The organism is Methylobacterium aerolatum (assembly GCF_022179085.1).
GTDB classification, from domain to species: domain Bacteria; phylum Pseudomonadota; class Alphaproteobacteria; order Rhizobiales; family Beijerinckiaceae; genus Methylobacterium; species Methylobacterium aerolatum.
Map to the genome: position 1 here is coordinate 86,616 of NZ_BPQE01000015.1, position 17,326 is coordinate 103,941.

At 69.1% G+C, this 17,326-nt stretch carries 17 protein-coding genes; 11 read left to right on the top strand and 6 right to left on the bottom strand.

Annotation, left to right across the window (positions count from 1 at the left end):
• Positions 1 to 4 precede the first annotated feature (4 nt).
• The 4 genes from MFF06_RS10870 to MFF06_RS10885 all read right to left on the bottom strand — a co-directional run bounded on the left by MFF06_RS10870 (position 5) and on the right by MFF06_RS10885 (position 3,689).
• A complete protein-coding gene (locus MFF06_RS10870; RefSeq protein WP_238203696.1) occupies positions 5 to 1,594 on the bottom strand; it encodes a DUF6513 domain-containing protein in 1,590 nt (529 codons plus the stop codon).
• Entirely contained in the window at positions 1,591 to 2,169 is a 579-nt protein-coding gene (locus MFF06_RS10875; protein WP_238203698.1) for an amino acid kinase family protein, read from the bottom strand. Before MFF06_RS10875 ends, MFF06_RS10870 begins: the two co-directional genes overlap by 4 nt.
• Positions 2,166 to 2,864, bottom strand: a complete 699-nt coding sequence (locus tag MFF06_RS10880) for a (5-formylfuran-3-yl)methyl phosphate synthase (RefSeq protein ID WP_238203700.1) — start codon at positions 2,862 to 2,864, stop codon at positions 2,166 to 2,168. Before MFF06_RS10880 ends, MFF06_RS10875 begins: the two co-directional genes overlap by 4 nt.
• A 300-nt stretch (positions 2,865 to 3,164) precedes the next feature.
• Positions 3,165 to 3,689 carry a DUF3280 domain-containing protein gene (locus MFF06_RS10885; protein ID WP_238203702.1) on the bottom strand — a complete coding sequence of 175 codons (525 nt, stop codon included), beginning with the start codon at positions 3,687 to 3,689 and terminating at the stop codon, positions 3,165 to 3,167.
• A 208-nt stretch (positions 3,690 to 3,897) separates the two neighbouring features.
• Between MFF06_RS10885 and pedA1 the strand changes: the two genes are divergently transcribed.
• From pedA1 to MFF06_RS10930, 9 genes are all read left to right on the top strand, one after another.
• Positions 3,898 to 5,127 carry a lanthanide ABC transporter ABC transporter substrate-binding protein PedA1 gene (gene pedA1, locus MFF06_RS10890; protein WP_238203704.1) on the top strand — a complete coding sequence of 410 codons (1,230 nt, stop codon included), beginning with the start codon at positions 3,898 to 3,900 and terminating at the stop codon, positions 5,125 to 5,127.
• A 100-nt stretch (positions 5,128 to 5,227) separates the two neighbouring features.
• Positions 5,228 to 6,211: a YVTN family beta-propeller repeat protein gene (locus tag MFF06_RS10895; RefSeq protein WP_238203706.1), complete on the top strand. Its 984-nt coding sequence runs from the start codon at positions 5,228 to 5,230 to the stop codon at positions 6,209 to 6,211.
• A 155-nt stretch (positions 6,212 to 6,366) separates the two neighbouring features.
• Positions 6,367 to 6,774: a cupredoxin domain-containing protein gene (locus tag MFF06_RS10900; RefSeq protein ID WP_370876746.1), complete on the top strand. Its 408-nt coding sequence runs from the start codon at positions 6,367 to 6,369 to the stop codon at positions 6,772 to 6,774.
• On the top strand, positions 6,774 to 7,019 hold the full coding sequence (locus MFF06_RS10905) for a hypothetical protein (protein ID WP_238203710.1): 246 nt from the start codon (positions 6,774 to 6,776) through the stop codon (positions 7,017 to 7,019). The genes MFF06_RS10900 and MFF06_RS10905 overlap by 1 nt, the downstream gene beginning before the upstream one ends.
• Positions 7,016 to 7,762, top strand: a complete 747-nt coding sequence (pedB, locus tag MFF06_RS10910) for a lanthanide ABC transporter ATP-binding protein PedB/LutE (protein ID WP_238203711.1) — start codon at positions 7,016 to 7,018, stop codon at positions 7,760 to 7,762. The genes MFF06_RS10905 and pedB overlap by 4 nt, the downstream gene beginning before the upstream one ends.
• A gap of 211 nt (positions 7,763 to 7,973) precedes the next feature.
• On the top strand, positions 7,974 to 8,861 hold the full coding sequence (gene pedC / locus MFF06_RS10915) for a lanthanide ABC transporter permease protein PedC (protein ID WP_238203712.1): 888 nt from the start codon (positions 7,974 to 7,976) through the stop codon (positions 8,859 to 8,861).
• A complete protein-coding gene (locus MFF06_RS10920; RefSeq protein WP_238203713.1) occupies positions 8,858 to 9,499 on the top strand; it encodes a hypothetical protein in 642 nt (213 codons plus the stop codon). The genes pedC and MFF06_RS10920 overlap by 4 nt, the downstream gene beginning before the upstream one ends.
• Before the next feature lie 222 nt (positions 9,500 to 9,721).
• On the top strand, positions 9,722 to 12,280 hold the full coding sequence (locus MFF06_RS10925) for a TonB-dependent receptor (protein ID WP_238203714.1): 2,559 nt from the start codon (positions 9,722 to 9,724) through the stop codon (positions 12,278 to 12,280).
• Between the two features lie 307 nt (positions 12,281 to 12,587).
• Positions 12,588 to 12,947: a hypothetical protein gene (locus MFF06_RS10930; RefSeq protein ID WP_238203715.1), complete on the top strand. Its 360-nt coding sequence runs from the start codon at positions 12,588 to 12,590 to the stop codon at positions 12,945 to 12,947.
• A 151-nt stretch (positions 12,948 to 13,098) separates the two neighbouring features.
• On the opposite strand, the gene glpX is transcribed toward MFF06_RS10930, so the two are convergent.
• Together glpX and MFF06_RS10940 are read right to left on the bottom strand one after the other, a co-directional pair.
• Complete coding sequence (glpX, locus tag MFF06_RS10935) at positions 13,099 to 14,088, bottom strand: class II fructose-bisphosphatase (RefSeq protein ID WP_238203717.1); 990 nt, start codon at positions 14,086 to 14,088, stop codon at positions 13,099 to 13,101.
• Between the two features lie 142 nt (positions 14,089 to 14,230).
• Complete coding sequence (locus tag MFF06_RS10940; protein ID WP_238203719.1) at positions 14,231 to 15,547, bottom strand: homoserine dehydrogenase; 1,317 nt, start codon at positions 15,545 to 15,547, stop codon at positions 14,231 to 14,233.
• A gap of 170 nt (positions 15,548 to 15,717) precedes the next feature.
• On the opposite strand from MFF06_RS10940, the gene xth reads away from it, so the two are divergent.
• A complete protein-coding gene (gene xth / locus MFF06_RS10945) occupies positions 15,718 to 16,512 on the top strand; it encodes an exodeoxyribonuclease III (RefSeq protein ID WP_238203721.1) in 795 nt (264 codons plus the stop codon).
• A 19-nt stretch (positions 16,513 to 16,531) separates the two neighbouring features.
• The gene (locus tag MFF06_RS10950) at positions 16,532 to 17,155 is read left to right on the top strand and encodes a glutathione S-transferase family protein (protein ID WP_238203723.1); all 624 of its coding nucleotides are present in this window, start codon (positions 16,532 to 16,534) and stop codon (positions 17,153 to 17,155) included.
• Positions 17,156 to 17,326: the final 171 nt, after the last annotated feature.

The window sequence follows — 17,326 nt, forward strand, 5'->3', positions numbered from 1 at the left end:
CCGCTCACGCCCCGTCCGAGGGGACGAGGCGGCCGCAGACGATCCGCTCCCCCGGCTGCCCGGCGTCGGGCTCCGTGCGGGCGCGGACCTCCCCGTCCTCCACCGTCTCGGGCGGCGCGGCATCCGCCTCGGGCAAGGCGGCGTCAGCTTGGCGAGCGCGGGCGTCGCGGGTGCCGGGGGGCGGCGCGTCGGGGCCGGAATGCTTGGTGTGCCCGGCCTTCTTGAAGGCGGTCGCATCCTCCTCCACCGCGTCGGCGGCGCAGCCCCAGTCGAGGGGCTCGTCCTGCACGTAGCGCTTGCCGAGCCGCCACGCGGTCTCGGCCTTGGCGAGTTCGGCGCCGAGGTAGAAGGCGTGCGCCCCGTCGCTCCTCACGTCCAGATCGGGGAAGAAGGCCATCGCGTCGGTGCCGACCCTGTGGATGTCGCGGTTGTAGACGTGAATACCGTCCTCGGCCACGGCAATCCGGTAGTTCGGGTCGCGGACCTCGGCCGCCGCCTGGGCGATCTCCTCAGGGCTCTGCACGAAGGGGCGCTTGTCGTGAAGTGCCAGTAATGCCCGGCCGTAGCCCTTGGGCAGGGCGGCGTCGGCGCGGGCGGCATACATCACCCGCCGGGCGGCATCGTGCTCCTCCACGGTGCGGCGGGTGTGGTTCGAGACCTGGACGATGAGCACGTTGCGGATCGCCAGCTCGGAGCACATCCCCATGAGGAGTGCCGTGACGCCGAGGCTGTCGGCCTCGGTCAGCTCGGTGAGGTTGCCGGTGCCCATCATCATCTCGATGTCGGGCCAGCGGGCGCGGGTGTCCCGGTAGCGCGCGACCGAATCGACGAGGCCGTGGTGGATCGGCTCCAGGATCGCGTCGGCGAGGAAGGGCTTGCCGGCGGCGATCATCCGCTCGATGGCCCGGTCGAGGGAGGCGAGGTCGTCCGGCCGGGTCGGCACGAGGACGGGCACCGCCTCGGTCTCGAAGGCGAGGTCCAGGGTGTCCTCGTTGAGGCTGAGCAGGAAGTCGGCCCCCGCCCTGGCCCCGCGCGACAGCTCGTCGCGGGAGAAGGAATCGACGCTGACCTTCAGCCCGGCCCCCTTCAGCGCCCGCACCGAGGCTTCGAGATGGGGGAAGGGCGTGTCCGGCAACCCGCCGAGGTCGATCACGTCGGCGCCCTTGGCGGCCAGCGACAGACCCTTGGCCAGGATCTCCTCCGGCGTCATCTTCGAGGCGTCGACGATCTCGGAGAAGATCCGAACGTCGTACTGCGACAGGTCGAGCTGACGCCCGGCGAGGCCGAGCCAGGCGGGGAGATCGACGATCTCGTCCGGCCCGCGCTCGACGGGCAGGCCGAAATGCGCCGAGAGCGCCTCCGGGTTGGCCCGGCAGCGGCCGGGCAGGACGATGCGCGTCGCGCCGTCCGGCACCTCGACCCGCCGCTTGATGATCTCCTCGGTCATCAGGGCGGCGACCTTCACGCCCGCATCCGCGATGCTCCAGCGGAGGTGCGCGGGCAGGCCGGCGGCGATCTTCTCCAGCCGGGGCCGGGCGAGGCGGCCGGTGACGAAGACGATGTGCTGCGGGTCGTTCGAGCCGGGCGCCGTCATGCCGCCCTCCTGTCCAGAACGGGCACCGGGCCGGCCGGTCCCCAGATCGCGATGGTCCCCGGGAAGGAACGCGCGAAGGCGGGGAAGGCCGCGTCCACGAGGCCGGTGCGCGCATGGGCCGCCGGGTCGAGGTCCGGCTGCGCGTCGGCGGATTTCACCAGGATGCAGGCGGGCGCGCCGATCCGTGCCGCGAGCCACAGGGCGAGGCTGTCGGAGGTGACGTCCCAGGTCTCGGGAATGTCGGAATGGCCCGCCCGCAGCAGCGCCGGGTCCCAGACGAGGGCCGCCTCGGGCCGCCCGCGATCGTTCCAGGGGGCGAGGGAGGCGACCAGCCGGGGCTCGATCCGGCGGAATGTCCCGGCCATGCGGCCCATCGCGTCAAGCGCCCGGCGGTGGGCCTCGGCATCGTCGAAACCCTCGGCGGGCTGGGCGGCGCGCACGGCGTCGGCATCGGAGCCGCCGCCGGGCACGATCACGCAGGCTCCGTGGGCGCCCTCCGCGAGGTCCGCGAGCAGGTGGCGGAGCCTGGCCGGATCCGCCTGCAGGCTCCCCCCGACCTTCACGACGCGCCTCACGCGGCGTCCTGCGCCTGGGGCCGCAGGGCGCGCACCGCCTCGGCGACGCGCAGCGGGTCGATGCCGTTGGTGCGGTCGAAACCCCGGCACAGGCCCCCCCGGAAGCCGAGATAGTCCGGCGCGGCGGCCGAAAGGGCCGGGATGTCGGTGATCCGCAGGGAGCCGGCGAGGCCGCAGAGCAGGCCGCTCGCCCGGCAGGCGGCCACGAAGGCCCGCAGCTCCGGCGGGGCGAGCAGGTCCGGCAGGCGCACGCCCGCCTTGCCGGCGGTGTCGATCATCGCCCCCGCGAAGCCCGCCTCGGCCAGGAGCGGGACGAGGTCGGCGCGGGGTTCGTCCTCCGCGAAGAGCACGGCGATCACCCGGCCGGGCACCGGGGCGGCGAGGCGGGCCAGCGCCGCCCCGTCATGCCAGATCGCCCGCCCCACACCGTGCTTCACCCAGCGCGCGCCGCTCCGCGCCATCGCCGCGAGGCTCTCGCCCGAATCGGCGACCGCGCTGGTCTCGACGTTCGCATCCGCCAAGCGCGCCATGATCTCCGCGACCGTAGACGGGTCGAGGGCGCCCAGCGCCCCGCGCTCGGGATCCTTGGCGTCGATCAGGTCGGCGCCCGCGAGCAGCGCGGCCTCGGCCTCGGCCGGGTCGCGCACGCTCACGAGGAGGCGAGGGGAGGGGAGGGGTGTCACGTGCGGGGGCATTCCGGAACCATGACCCTGGGCTAGCTCAGAGCGCGCCCGAGGGAAACACGTTTTGTCAGGGGGCGGGTGCCGGGACACCGCCGACACACGTGAAACGCCGATGGGTAACCTCAGAGTGATGCCGGGAAGGACCTCGCTCCACACGTCATCCTCATCCTGAGGTGCGGCGTCAGCCGCCTCGAAGGAGGGCTCCAGGTGTCGTAGAGCCTTCTGAAGGTCTCCTCCCAGGCCGCCGCTCCAGGGCGGTACCTCAGGATGAGGTCAGAGACCGGGAAATCAACCGACTTCGCGGTTGAACGGTCACGACTTCCCCGGCAGCGGCTCGGCCAGCAGGCGGTTCTTCACCAGCCAGCGCATTCCGTGCGCCCAGGTGTTGTCGTCGTCGGCGCGGATGGTCACCTGCCCGCCGCGCACGACCTTGCCCGTGGCGGCCTCCGCGATCGTGACGGTGAGGTTGAAGATCTGGTTGGCGCCGCGTTCGGCGTAGCCCGTCACCACGAGGTCGGCGCCGAGGCCCTTGGCGATGTCGGCGGCGCAGCCGTTGCACTTGAAGAGCGGCCCCTGCTTCTCGACCTCGGAGGCGGCGGGGGCGGTGTCGATGACGTCGAGCCCCGCCTTGTCCCGGAGGGAGGTCCGCAGTTCCCCCGTCACCAAGGCGAGCTTTTTGGCGTCGATGGGCTTGGTCCGGCTGCCGTAGGACGCCGCCGGATCGTGCAACTCCACGGGGAAGACCGCCGCCTTCTCGGCGGTCTGCGCCGCTCCCGCGAGGCCGACGATGGTCGCGGCGGCCGCGAAGCCCGGTGACAGACGCCTGAAAGCCCTCATGCCGCGTGTCCTCCGATGTCCGGCCCGTTGTCCCTCGGGCTCGGCCCGTGTCGATCGTCCCGACCGTTCAAGTCGGTCGTCGGGACGTTTTGGCAATGGACGGAATGCATGAGCCGCCCCAACTCTCGGTGCGGCACGCTGTTTTTCACGTCCCTGCACTCCCATGCAGGTTGAGCGCTCCCCTCGGATGCTGCTAGAGGCCGCCCGCATGCAAGATCGTGCATCCTTTCGACCGAGTCTAGCGAGCCGCCTGTCGCCCCTCGCGCTGGCCGCCGGGGTCGGGCTGATCGCGGGTCCGGCCGTGGCCCAGCAGCCGGCGCCCGGTCCGATCGAGACGACGATCGGCGTCATCTACCGGCCGCAGGAGGCGCCGGCCTCCTACGATGCCGAGGCGGTGCCGGAGGACGAGGGCGTCGCCGGCGCGCGCATGGGCATCGCCGACGACAACACCACCGGCCGCTTCACCAAGCAGACCTTCGCGCTGGCGGAGAAGCCGCTCGCCACGCCGGAGGCGGATCCCGTCGCGGCGGCGAAGGAGCTGGTCGACAAGGGTATCCGCTACCTCGTCCTCACCCTGCCGGCCGATCAGGTTCTGAAGGTCGCCGACGCGGTGAAGGGCACGGGAGCGGTGGTGTTCAACGCGGGCGCCCCGGACGACCGCCTGCGCGGCGCCGACTGCCGGGCCAACGTGTTCCACGTCCTGCCCTCGCGGGCGATGCTCACGGACGCCCTCGCTCAATACCTGACCGTGATGCGCTGGCGGAAGATCTTCCTCATCAGCGGACCGACCGAGGCGGACAAGGGCTATGCCGACGCCGTGCGCAACTCCGCCCGCAAGTTCAACCTGAAGATCACCGCCGACAAGCCCTGGACCTTCGGGCCCCTGGCCAAGGCCCGGGGCGACACGCCGACCCGCGCGGAGGCGATGGTCTTCACCCGCGGCCTCGATTACGACATGGCGGTGGTGGCCGACGAGGAGAACGATTGGGGCGACTACGTCTCGTACCGCACCGTCGATCCCCGGCCGGTGGGCGGCACGCAGGCACTGACGCCGACCACGTGGTCGCCGGTGCTGGAGACCTGGGGCGCGGCTCAGGCGCAGAACCGCTTCCGCCGGATGGCCGGGCGGCTGATGCGTCCCCTCGACTATCAGGCCTGGGTCGCGGTCCGCACCGTGGGCGAGGCGGTGACGGCGAAGAAGTCGAACGATCCGGCGACGCTGACACCCCTGCTGACCGATCCGGCCTTCGGCATCCCCGCCTACAAGGGCTCGTCCCTGAGCTTCCGGCCCTGGGACCACCAGATGCGCCAGCCGGTGATCGTGGTGCAGCCGAAGTCGATGGTCTCCGTGGCGCCGGAGCAGGGCTTCCTGCACCAGCGCACCCCCCTCGACACGCTGGGCGTGGACCTGCCGGAGACGACCTGCAAGTTCCCGTGAGCGGCCGGACCTGCGGCGATGGTCAGTCTCGCAACCGTTGGATAAGACCCTACACTACCGATGAGAAGCGCCCTCGACGGCGCTCCAGGGAGGAGAGCGGATGGACCGCAACACCATAGCGGGTCTGGGCACGGTCGCCCTCGGTCTGTGGCTGGCGTCGAGCCTGCCGTCCAACGCCTTCACGGCGTATGTGACGAACGAAAAAGGCAATTCCGTCAGCGTCATCGACACCAACACGATGGCCGTGACCGCGACGTGGAAGGTCGGACGCCGGCCCCGCGGCGTGACCCTCACGAAGGACGGCAAGGAACTCTTCGTCTGCGCGAGCGACGACGACCGGATCGACGTGCTAGACACCGCGACCGGCAAGGTCGTGCGCTCCCTGCGCTCCGGGCCGGACCCCGAGCAGTTCATCCTCGATGCCTCGGGCAACCCGCTCTACGTCGCCAACGAGGACGACAGCCAAGTCACGATCATCGACATCGAGAAGAACAAGGTGCTCGCCGAGGTGCCGGTGGGCGTCGAGCCGGAGGGGATGGGCCTGTCGCCGGACGGGAAGATCCTCGTCAACACCTCCGAGACGACCAACATGGCCCACTTCATCGACACCAAGACCTTCCAGGTGATCGACAACGTGCTGGTCGATGCCCGCCCGCGCTTCGCGGAATTCACCAAGGACGGGAAGTTCCTCTGGGTCTCGGCGGAGGTCGGCGGCACGGTGAGCGTCATCGACGTGGCCGCCCGCCGCGTCGTGAAGAAGATCACCTTCAAGATCCCGAGCGTGAACGACGAGGCGATCCAGCCCGTGGGCATCCGTCTCACCAAGGACGGCAGCAAGGCCTTCGTCGCGCTGGGCCCGGCCAACCGCGTCGCGGTGATCGATGCCAAGTCCTACGAGGTGCAGAAGTACCTGCCCGTGGGCCAGCGCGTCTGGCAGCTCGCCTTCACCCCGGACCAGAAGCAGCTCTTCACGACCAACGGCACGTCGAACGACGTCTCGGTGATCGATGTCGAGGCGGAGAAGGTGGTGAAGAGCATCCCCGTCGGGCTGCTGCCCTGGGGCGTCGCCATCTCCCCGAACTGATTCTCTTCGTTTTTTCGCCCCTTACCGACGGAGTGCGAATGCTCAGTCTCGGCCAGTCCTCCCGCCCGCGCCGTCATTGCAGGCAGAGCGAGGCGATCCAGCGGCGCCATGCCATGAAACGTCCCGCTGCCTTAAGTCGCTTCGCGTCGCTCGCGATGACGATGGCGCTGGTGATGGGTGTCGCTCCGGCCTCGGCCCTCGACCTCACCAAGAAGCGGGAGAACCTGCCCGATCTCGTGCTCGGCAACGACCAGGGCAACGACTTCGTGGTCGAGAACAAGGATATCGAACTCGAGTCCGGCAAGGCGTACCGCTTGAGGATCGTCGCCAAGGGCGGGCAGGAGTACAAGTTCTACGCGCCGGAGTTCTTCCGCTACATCTGGCTCAACCAGATCGTCATCGAGCACAAGGAGATCCATGGCGGCGGCCCGCCCGATCACCTGGAGTTCGACGAGCCGGGCGAGATCGCCATCGAGTTCGTCGCCATCAAGCCGGGCGCCTACAAGTGGGAGGCGCGCGGCCTGGAGGCGAAGGGCATGACCGGCACGCTGACGGTGAAGTGATGAGGGGCTTCGCGCTCGCGTTCCTGGCCGCCGGGCTGGCCTCTCCCACCCTGGCGGCGGACGACGCCTCGTCCTGTGCCGAGGGCATCACCATGATCCGCGATGCGCTGGTCACCAACCCGCCCGAGGCCGCGGTGCCGAAGCTCAGGAAGGCGCTGAAGAACGCCGAGCGCGAGCAGCGCGAGGGCGAATTCGACGAGTGCCTGGATGCCGTCGCCGACGCCCGGAAGGCGCTGGGCCGATGAGCGGCGACGCGCCCGCCCTCCTCGTCTCGCAGGTCGGCCACCGCTTCGGCAGCCGCGCGGCCCTGGACGACGTGTCCATGACCGTGCGGCGGGGGACCTTCACGGCCCTGCTCGGGCCGAACGGCGCGGGCAAGACTACGCTGTTCTCGGTGATCACCCGCCTTTACACCAACCAGAGCGGGCGGGTCGCGATCTTCGGCCACGGGCTCGACCGCGAACCCTCGCGGGCGCTCGCCCGCCTGGGCGTCGTGTTCCAGGCCCGCACCTTGGACACGGATCTGACCGTCGAACAGAACCTGATGTACCATGCGAGCCTGCACGGCATCGCGCGCAAGGCCGCCAGGGCGCGGATCGGTGAGTTGCTGGAGCGCGTCGGCCTCGCGGACCGGCGCGGCGAGAAGGTACGCACGCTCTCGGGCGGCCAGTCCCGGCGCATCGAGATCGCCCGCTCCCTCGTGCACCGGCCGGACCTGCTGCTCCTCGACGAGCCGACGGTGGGGCTCGATCTCGAATCCCGTGCGGGCATCGTCGCCATCGTGCGGGCGCTGGTGCGGGAGGAGGGGCTCTCCGTCCTCTGGGCCACCCACATCTTCGAGGAGATCCGTCCGGAGGACGACGCCGTGGTGCTCCATCTCGGCCGCATCGTCGCCCGGGGCACCGCCGGCACCATCGCGCAGGGCGCCGAGAGCCTGGAAGAGGCGTTCCGCCGCCTCGTCGGCGCGCAGGGGAGGAAGGCGGCGTGACGGTGGCTCATCCAATGGGCGCCTCTTCCTTCCTCCCTCTGCGGGGGAGGGTGGCCCTGCCGCCAGGCAGGGTCGGAAGAGGGGAGCGACGGTGCCGGATGGGGCACGCCGCTCGACATCTTAGGAACCGGCGATCCCCTCACACCCCCTGCGTCGGAGGGTACACTCCCCCGCAGAGGGAAGAGAGAGGACTCGCGGAGGTGTTGCGCCCATGAGTTCATCCCCGTCGGTCGTCGATCTCAAGCACGAAGCGAAGGCCATCCCCGGCCAGCTCGGGCGCCTCGATGCGCTCGGCTACCTCATCTGCCTCGGCGGCATCGTGCGCCGGGAACTGCTGCGTTTCTTCAATCAGAAGGAGCGCTTTTTCTCCGCGCTGGTCCGGCCACTGGTGTGGCTGTTCATCTTCGCGGCGGGTTTCCGCAACACGCTGGGCGTGTCCATCGAGCCGCCTTACCAGACCTACGTGCTCTACGAGGTCTACGTGGTCCCCGGCCTCGCGGTGATGATCCAGCTGTTCAACGGCATGCAATCCTCGCTGTCGATGGTCTACGACCGCGAGGTCGGCTCGATGAAGGTGCTGCTCACCTCGCCCTATCCCCGCTGGATGCTGTTGCTCGCCAAGCTGATCGCCGGCGTCTCGGTGTCCATCGTCCAGGCTTACGCCTTCCTGGCGGTGGCGTATTTCTGGGAGACCGACATCCCGCCGCTCGGCTACCTCGCGGCCCTGCCGGCCTTCCTGGCCTCCGGCCTGATGCTCGGGGCCATCGGCCTGTTCCTGTCCTCGCTGGTGCGGCAGCTGGAGAATTTCGCGAGCGTGATGAACTTCGTGATCTTTCCGATGTTCTTCGCCTCGTCCGCTCTCTACCCGCTCTGGCGGATCCGGGAATCGTCCGAGACGCTCTACTGGATCTGCGAGTGCAATCCCTTCACCCACGCGGTGCAGCTCGTGCGCTTCGCGCTCTACGTCCAGTTTGAGCCGCTGGCCTGTGCCGTGGTCGTCACGACGACTCTCGTGTTTTTCGCAATGGCCGTGATCGCCTACGATCCGGGCCGGGGCCTCATGGCCCGGCGCGGCGGGCCGGCCGGAGAAGCCCTATGATCGATCGCCTCGCCCTCGCGTTCCTCCTGACGGCGGGTGCCGCCGCGTTGCCGGCCGGCGCCGTCCTGGCGCAGCCGCGCCAGGACCCGGACTGGCCCTGCGTCCAGCGCAAGGTCGAGACCCTGAGCCCCGGCCAGTTCTGGACCGGGCCGGACATCGCCGCCGCGGGCGATTGGGGCAGCGACAACAAGGCCGCCGTCCTCGCCCAGAAGATCGCCTCCCGCCGCACGGACCTGTCGCAGGTCGATCCCCTCCTCGACGAGTTCGCCGGCCAGTTCGGCACCGACAAGGACGCCAAGGATCAGGCGCTGACCCGCGTCTACGCGGGCGTGTTCGAGGTCATCAACGGCGAACGCGGCAAGGTCATGAACGGCATCGCCCGCTATGCCCAGGGCCAGCGGCGCATGGCCGAGCGCATCCGCGACGAGGCGGACAAGATCAGCCAGACCAAGGACGCGCCAGGCCAATCCGACGCCACGGAGCTGCCGAAGGACCAGTCCGCGGCCGAAACCCAGTTCGCCTGGGACCGCCGGATCTTCCAGGAGCGTAGCCAGTCGCTGACCTATGTCTGCGAGGTCCCCCAACTGCTGGAGCAGCGCCTCGGCGACCTCGCCCGGAAGATTCAGGCCAAGCTCTGAGGATTGCCGAATCTTCCCAAAAAATTTTGCCGAAACATCCCTAAGTTTCTGATTTAACTTGCGAAACTGTGACAGTCCGGTCACGCTGACCTTGAGAGTATTCTCGAGAACGTGATTATCCTCGGTCGGTGCTGCCAAGCGGTTGCGGCCTGGGAGGCGACCAGACAACACTGAATTCAAGGCCCGCCAAGGGGGCCAAGAAATCGGTGTTGGGGGTTGGGGATGTCGCTTCGGTTGCTCAGGGGTTGCCTGACTGCCTCCGCATCGGTCCTGGTCGGATCGGCGCTCACGGGGCAGTCGGTGGCCCAACAATCGGTGACGCTCGGCGAGATCAGCGTCGTGGCGACGTCGCCGGTCGGAGCGGGCGGCGGCAATTCCAGCGCCGTGCAGAACTTCAACCAAGTCGCGCCGGTCACCGCCGCGCCGGTGCTCGCCCCGCGCCTGAGGGGCAGCGAGCAGCCGCTCTACAAGATCCCGAGCACCGTGGAGACGGTGACGGCCAGGGATATCGACGCCGACCTCGGCACCAACAACGTGGTCGCCTCGCTCGCCCGGCGCACGCCCGGCCTGAACCTATCCGATTCGCAGGGCAACTCGAACCGGGTGGACGTCACCTACCGCGGCTTCGTCGCATCCCCGGTGCAGGGCGTGCCGCAGGGTCTCGCCGTCTACCAGAACGGCGTGCGCATCAACGAAGCCTTCGGCGACATCGTCAACTTCGACCTGATCCCCCCGCAGGCAATCCAGCGGATCGACGTGGTGACGGGCAACCCGGTCTTCGGCCTCAACGCGCTCGGCGGCGCGGTGAACATCCAGATGAAGAACGGCTTCACGTGGCAGGGCACCGAGATCTCGGCCTGGGGCGGCTCGGATGCACGCACGGCGGGCTACCTCCAGTACGGTAAGGTCTCCGGCCCGTGGAGCTTCTACTTCACCGGCGACGGCCTGAACGATCGCGGCTGGCGCTACGAGAGCCCGAGCACCATCGGCCGTCTCTACGGCGACCTCGGCTATCGCACGCTGGACGCCGAGTTCCACCTCATCGGCATGGCCGCGCGGAGCTACTTCGGCGCCGCCGCCGCGACCCCGGTGGACTTCACCCGGAACGATCCGCGGGCGATCTTCACCTTCCCGCAGACCACGACGACCGAGGTCGGCACGATCCAGCTCACCGGCCGGGTCGATATCTCCCCCACCTGGGACCTCGCGGGCAACGCCTACTTCCGTCGCTTCAGCCAGACCTACATCGACGGCAACGACGGCAATTTCGAGCAGTGCAGCGGGCAAAGCAGCTTCCGCGGCTTCCTGTGCTTCGAAGATGACGGGTTCACCCGCGCTCCGAACCAGACCCAGCAGGCGTTCCGCAACCAGTTCCTGATCCTTGGCCAGCAGAACCGGCCGGTGCCCTTCACGGACAACGTGCCCTACGGCACTCTCGATGTGACGAAGACGGAAGCGACGGGCTACGGCGGCTCGTTGCAGGCGGCCAATCGCGACAGGATTCTCGGCTTCAACAATGCCTTCATCATCGGCGGCAGCATCGACGTGGCGAATTATTCGTTCAAGTCGTCGAGCACGCTCGGCGTGATCAACCCGAACCTGTCGATCACCGCCGATCCGAACAATCCGTTCTACGGCACCATTCCGGGCCTCGGCACACCGTTCATCCGCACGGCGGCCGCGCTCGGCATCGCGCCGAGCTCGGTCAACGGCTCGAACCTCTACATGGGCCTCTACACCCAGGACACGCTCGACGTGACCGACCGCCTGTCGCTGACGGCGGGCGCGCGGCTGAACTTCGCCCGTATTCAGAACGAGGACCTCACCGGGTTCTCGCCCGACGTGACGGGGACGCATTATTACAACAAGATCAATCCCGTCGCCGGCCTGACCTACCGCTTCTTCGATGCGCTAAACCTCTACGGCAGCTACTCGGAATCGAACCGGGCGCCGACGCCGCTGGAACTGGCTTGCTCCAATCCCGACCGGCCCTGCCTCTTGCCGAACTCCCTCGTGGCCGACCCGCCCTTGAAGCAGGTCACCGGCCGGACCTACGAGGTCGGCTTCCGCGGCCAACTGCCGAACACCTATGACGGCGGCGTCATCACCTACAAAATCGGTGCCTTCCGCACGGATTTGTCGAACGATATTCTGCAGCTTGCTACGCCCGGCAATGCAGCTCGAGGATACTTCGTCAACGTCCCCGCTACCCAACGGCAGGGCATCGAGGTCGGTGGCGAGTACACGGCCGACTACCTGCGGGTCTACGCCAACTACGCCCTCGTGGACGCGACCTTCCAATTCAACGGCACCCTGTCCTCGCCGAACAACCCGCTCGCGGTCGATGGCGCGATCCAGGTCACGCGGGGCAATCAGGTGCCGCTGGTGCCGAACCACCAGATCAAGGCCGGTTTCGATTACTACATCACGCCGCAATGGCAGGTCGGTCTCTATCTGCAAGCGTTCTCGTCCTCCTACTTCCGCGGTGACGAATCGAACCTCAATCGCAAGCTGCCGCCTTATTACGTGATGAACTTTCAAACCAAGTATCAGGTGACCAAGAACCTTGAGGTCTTCGGCCTCATCACGAACCTGACCAACAGTCGTTACGCGACGTTCGGGACCTTCGCCGAGCGGGGGCCCGTCGTGGGCAATCTGACGATCAACGATCCGCGTACGACCACGCTCGCACAGCCGTTTTCGGTCTACGGCGGCTTCCGGTACGCCTTCGGCGCCGACCCGGTGCCGATGTCACCGGAGCCGATCATCCGGAAGTATTGATCGCCCCGTCGCCCCCGCGCCATCTCCGCGGGGGCGACGACGGCTTCGGCTCGACGGGAAACGCCTCGCTTCGCTCACACCGGCGGCGTGGTTCTTCCAGCGGACTGCCAGAACGCCATCCAGGGAGACGCACCGCTTTCGGGCGGTGCCTTGCCCTGGATGGCGTCGTCTTTGTGGCGGGGCACGGGGTGCGTGCTGGCGAAGCGCGGCGTCCTGTCTCGGGAACGCGTTGGTGCCCACCGCGTCAGCCTTCCGCAGGCGCGCCGGCCGAATGATCCCTTGCCAGGCCGCCGATGGGAGTTCGCCGATGAAGCTTCGCCTCGTCCTTGCCCTCGCCGCCACTGCGACAGCCGTCGCCGGGCCGGCCCTCGCCACACCCTGCGCCGACGAGGTCAGCACGCTGGAGCGTCGCCTCAACAGCGCCGGCGCGGCCGAGGTCACGGGCACGACGCCCCCCGGCGGACCGACCTCGTCGAACTCCGACAAGGCCCTCGCCACCCCGCCGAAGCTGACGCCCGCCGACAAGGACGTGAAGCCCACCGCCGCGGGCGTCGAGGAAGCGAAGAAGCTCGTCGCGCAGGCCCGCGAGGAGGACAAGGCCGGCAAGGCGGAGGAGTGCCGCCAGACCATCATGAAGGCGAAGGAGAAGGCCGGCGCCCTGCCGTAGGGCGTCCGCCTCGCCGTTCTTGCGAGCGAAGCGAAGCACTCCGGCGGCGTGATATCCCAAGGCATCACGCCGCCCGACATCGCTCAGCCGACGCTCGCGGGAACGGACGCAGTTCGATCGACTGTCTCCCGAAGGAGCGCGCAGCCGTCCTTCAGCCCCGGCCGAAATCCCGCCGGTGCTCGCCGAGGATCCGGCGGATCGTTCCGGCCTCGGAGCGGTAGACCAGCGTCTCCGTCTGAATCCTGTCCTGGCGGAAGCGCACGCCGCGGAGCAGGGCGCCGTCCGTCACGCCCGTGGCGGCGACGATCACGTCGCCGCCGGCGAGGTCGGTCAACTCGTATTTCCGCTCCAGGTCGGTGATGCCCATTTCCTGAGCCCTGCGGCGCCGGTCGGGCGTATCGAGGATCAGACGACCCTGCATCTGGCCGCCGATGCAGCGTAGGGCCGCCGCGGCCAGGACGCCCTCCGGGGCCGCGCCCGTACCGAGGTAGATGTCGACGCCCGTCTCGTCCGGGCTCGCCGTGAAGATGATTCCGGCGATGTCGCCGTCGGTGATCAAGCGCACCGCCGCCCCGGCCTCCCGCACCTCCGCGATCAGCGCGGCATGGCGCGGCCGGTCGAGGATGAGGGCCGTGATCTGGTCCGGCGGACACCCCTTGGCCCGCGCCAGCGCCCGGATGTTGGCGCTCGGGCTCTCATCGAGATCGACGAGGCCGCTCGGATAGCCGGGGCCGATGGCGATCTTCTGCATGTAGACGTCCGGGGCCGCCAGCAGCGATCCGCGCTCGGCCAGGGCCATCACGGCGATGGCGCCGGGCATGTCCTTGGCGCAAAGGGTGGTCCCCTCCAGCGGATCGACGGCGATGTCCACCTCCGGTCCCTCACCGGAGCCGAGGCGCTCGCCGATGAACAGCATCGGCGCCTCGTCCCGCTCGCCCTCGCCGATGACGACGGTGCCGGCGATCGGCAGGCCGCTCAGTTCGGCGCGCATGGCATCGACCGCCGCTTGGTCGGCGGCCTTCTCGTCGCCCTTGCCGCGCAGGCGGGCGGCCGCCACGGCGGCGCGCTCGGTCACGCGCGCGAGTTCGAGGGCGAGCGTGCGCGGCACGGGCTGGGGCCGTGGCTGTCCGGTCTCGGTCATCGTTTCCTGTCCCTGGACGGGCCCGGTCTTGTCGTGCCGGTTCCCGGTGCGGCGAAGTCTGGTCCTGTCTTCGCCGCGAGATTCCATCGCATCAGAGCACCAATGCGCCTGAACATTCCCTGTCAAGACGACGGGCCGGGCCTCATTCGCGTTCGATCCGGATGACTTGCGGCGGCTCGGCGAGGAGTCCGTCCTGCGCGATGGCGTCGAGCGCCTCGCGGATCGTCCCCTCCGTGGCGGCGTAGGTGATGAGCACCAGAGGCACCGGACGGCCGGAACGGCCGCGCGGATCGTTGTCCGCATCCTCCACCCGGCGCTGCAGGATGCTCTCCAGGGAGATTTCCCGCTCGGCCATTCGCTGAGCGACGCCCGCCGCAACGCCCGGCCGGTCGTGAACGGTGAGACGGATGTAGTAGCCGCCCTCGTGCCGCTGCATCTCGGCGCGGGCGGGCGGCGCCATCGTGGCGGCGGCGATCCCGAAGGTCGGGCGCACGGCGCGGCGGGCCACGTCCGCGATGTCGCCGAACACCGCCGAGGCCGTCGCCTCGCCGCCGGCACCGGGGCCGATCAGGGTCAGCTCGCCCACCGCGTCGGCATCGATCGTCACGGCGTTGGTCACACCCATGACCTGGGCGATGGCCGAGGATTTCGGCACCATCGTCGGGTGGACGCGCTGCTCGATCCCGGCCGGCGTCGCCTGCGCGACCCCGAGCAGCTTGATGCGGTAGCCGAGTTCGTCGGCCATGCGCAGATCGAGGGGCTGGACGCGGGAGATGCCCTCCACCGAGACGCCCTCGGCATCGACCTGCGTCCCGAAGGCGAGGCTCGTGAGGATCGCGAGCTTGTGAGCGGTGTCGAAGCCCTCGACGTCGAAGGTCGGGTCGGCCTCGGCGTATCCGAGGGCCTGCGCATCCTTCAGGCAGGCCTCGAAGGTCAGGCCCTCGCGCTCCATCCGGCTGAGGATGTAGTTGCAGGTGCCGTTGAGGATTCCGTAGACGCGCTCGACCCTGTTGCCGGCCAGCCCCTCGCGCAGGGCCTTGATCACGGGAATGCCGCCGGCGACCGCCGCCTCGTAGGCGAGCGCCACGCCCGCCGATTCCGCGGCATCGGCCAACGCCGCGCCGTGCTTGGCCAGCAGAGCCTTGTTGGCGGTGACCACCGGCTTGCCGGCGGCCAGGGCCGCCTCGACGAGATCCTTCGCCGCGCCCTCGGCGCCGCCCATCAGCTCGACCACGCAATCCACGGTCTCGGCCTTTGCGAGGGCGATGGGGTCGTCGAACCACGTCACCCCGGCGAGATCGAGGCCCCGGTCCCGCGCCCGGTCCCGGGCGGAGACCGCCGTGACGGTGATATCGAGCCCGGCGGCGCGGAGCGCCTCCCGGCGGCGGGCGATCATGCGGACGACGGACGCGCCGACCGTGCCGAGACCGGCGACGCCGATGCGAAGAGACTGCGACATGGGACCTTCCGTGGCGCGGGCCAGGGCCGGCGCGCCGCGCCCCCCGCGATGCGGAGGGTCATCGCCTGCGGCGCAAAAATCCGCAAGCGTTTCCGCACGCTTGCCCGCGCGGGACGCTTGTCACCGGGGCACGAAGGCCCGATGACGGGCGCGCCCGCGGAACGAGGCCGATGCGCATCACCACCTGGAACGTCAACTCGATCAAGCAGCGGCTGCCGCACCTGCTGGGCTTCCTGGAGGAGGCCAAGCCCGATGTCGTCTGCCTTCAGGAACTGAAATGCCAGGACGAAGGCTTCCCCCGCGCCGAGGTCGAGGGGGCGGGTTACGCCGTCGAGACCCTGGGGCAGAAGGCCTATAACGGCGTCGCCCTCCTCGTGCGGGCGCCGCTGACGGCGAGCGAGATCCGGCGCGGCCTGCCCGGCGACGGGGAGGATGTGCAGGCCCGCTACATCGAGGCCGTCGTCTCGGGCGAGGGGAGCCCGCCGATCCGCGTCGCCTCGATCTACCTGCCGAACGGCAACCCGGTCGACAGCCCGAAATACCCCTACAAGCTCGCCTTCCTCGAACGGCTGCGGCTCCATGCGCGGGATCTCGCCCGCTTAGAGGTTCCCGTCGTGCTGGCGGGGGATTACAACGTGATCCCGCAGGCGGAGGATGCCGCCGATCCCGAGGCGTGGCGGCACGACGCCCTGTTCCTGCCGGCCTCCCGCGCGGCCTTCCGCGCGCTCCTGGCCGAGGGCTACACCGACGCCGTGCGCGCCTGCGATCCCCGGGACGGGCTCTACACGTTCTGGGATTATCAGGCGGGGTGTTGGCAACGGAACCAGGGGATCCGGATTGATCACCTGTTGCTGTCGCCCCAGGCCGCCGACCGGCTGGTCTCGGCCTCCGTGCAGAAGCATCTGCGCGGTCTCGACAAGCCCTCCGACCACGTTCCCGTGACGGTTCGGCTGAGCGACGGCTGACACCTGAGAGGAGAGAAATTTGATCGTCTACGGCACCAGCGTCTCGCCCTACGTGCGCAAGGTCCTCGTCTCGCTGTTCGAGAAGGACGTGGCGTTCGATCATAAGCCGGTCCCGTTCCACGCGGACGATCCAGGCTTCCAAGCCGCGAGCCCCCTCGGCAAGATTCCCGCCCTGGACGACGACGGCTTCCTGCTCGCCGATTCGAGCGCGATCCTGCACTACATCGAGGCGAAGCATCCCTCGCCGGTCCTGATCCCCACCGAGGCCAAGGCCCGCGGCCGGGCGGTGTGGTTCGACAAGTACGGCGACACGGAACTGTTTCCGGTCCTCATCGTGCCCTTCGTGGAGCGCTTCCTGAAGCCCCGGCTGATGAAGCAGGAGGGCGACGAGGCGAAGGCCCAGGCCACGATCAACGAGAAGTTCCCGCCGCTCCTGGACTACATCGAGGCGCAGATCGAGGGCGATTACCTCGTGGGCGGGGCCTTCAGCATCGCGGACATTGCGGTGGCGACGAACTTCCACAACCTGCGGCTGGCCAATTTCGAGGTCGATGGCGGCCGCTGGCCGAAGCTCGCCGCCTGGGTCGCCAAGACCCTGGACCGCCCCTCCTTCGTGAAGGCCATCGCGGCGGCGAAGAACTGAGGGCGTTCCTCTCCTCGTCACGGAGAGCGAGGCTCGTCACGACCTCATCCTGAGGTGTGGCGAAGCCGCCTCGAAGAAGGGCTCCCGGGATCGCGGCGCGGTCTGATGCCCTCCTTCGAGGCCACCGCTTCGCGGCGGCACCTCAGGGACTGGCCGAGAAGGTCCTGGCAG

Excerpts from the sequence above, each read along its gene's own strand:
- pedA1 (WP_238203704.1), top strand. The coding sequence starts at position 3,898 with ATGCAAGATCGTGCATCCTTTCGACCGAGTCTAGCGAGCCGCCTGTCG.
- MFF06_RS10900 (WP_370876746.1), top strand. The coding sequence starts at position 6,367 with ATGACGATGGCGCTGGTGATGGGTGTCGCTCCGGCCTCGGCCCTCGAC.
- MFF06_RS10895 (WP_238203706.1), top strand. The coding sequence starts at position 5,228 with ATGGACCGCAACACCATAGCGGGTCTGGGCACGGTCGCCCTCGGTCTG.
- MFF06_RS10930 (WP_238203715.1), top strand. The coding sequence starts at position 12,588 with ATGAAGCTTCGCCTCGTCCTTGCCCTCGCCGCCACTGCGACAGCCGTC.
- MFF06_RS10925 (WP_238203714.1), top strand. The coding sequence starts at position 9,722 with ATGTCGCTTCGGTTGCTCAGGGGTTGCCTGACTGCCTCCGCATCGGTC.
- glpX (WP_238203717.1), bottom strand. The coding sequence starts at position 14,088 with ATGACCGAGACCGGACAGCCACGGCCCCAGCCCGTGCCGCGCACGCTC.
- xth (WP_238203721.1), top strand. The coding sequence starts at position 15,718 with ATGCGCATCACCACCTGGAACGTCAACTCGATCAAGCAGCGGCTGCCG.
- pedC (WP_238203712.1), top strand. The coding sequence starts at position 7,974 with ATGAGTTCATCCCCGTCGGTCGTCGATCTCAAGCACGAAGCGAAGGCC.
- MFF06_RS10905 (WP_238203710.1), top strand. The coding sequence starts at position 6,774 with ATGAGGGGCTTCGCGCTCGCGTTCCTGGCCGCCGGGCTGGCCTCTCCC.
- MFF06_RS10880 (WP_238203700.1), bottom strand. The coding sequence starts at position 2,864 with ATGCCCCCGCACGTGACACCCCTCCCCTCCCCTCGCCTCCTCGTGAGC.
- MFF06_RS10940 (WP_238203719.1), bottom strand. The coding sequence starts at position 15,547 with ATGTCGCAGTCTCTTCGCATCGGCGTCGCCGGTCTCGGCACGGTCGGC.
- MFF06_RS10920 (WP_238203713.1), top strand. The coding sequence starts at position 8,858 with ATGATCGATCGCCTCGCCCTCGCGTTCCTCCTGACGGCGGGTGCCGCC.
- MFF06_RS10885 (WP_238203702.1), bottom strand. The coding sequence starts at position 3,689 with ATGAGGGCTTTCAGGCGTCTGTCACCGGGCTTCGCGGCCGCCGCGACC.
- MFF06_RS10870 (WP_238203696.1), bottom strand. The coding sequence starts at position 1,594 with ATGACGGCGCCCGGCTCGAACGACCCGCAGCACATCGTCTTCGTCACC.
- pedB (WP_238203711.1), top strand. The coding sequence starts at position 7,016 with ATGAGCGGCGACGCGCCCGCCCTCCTCGTCTCGCAGGTCGGCCACCGC.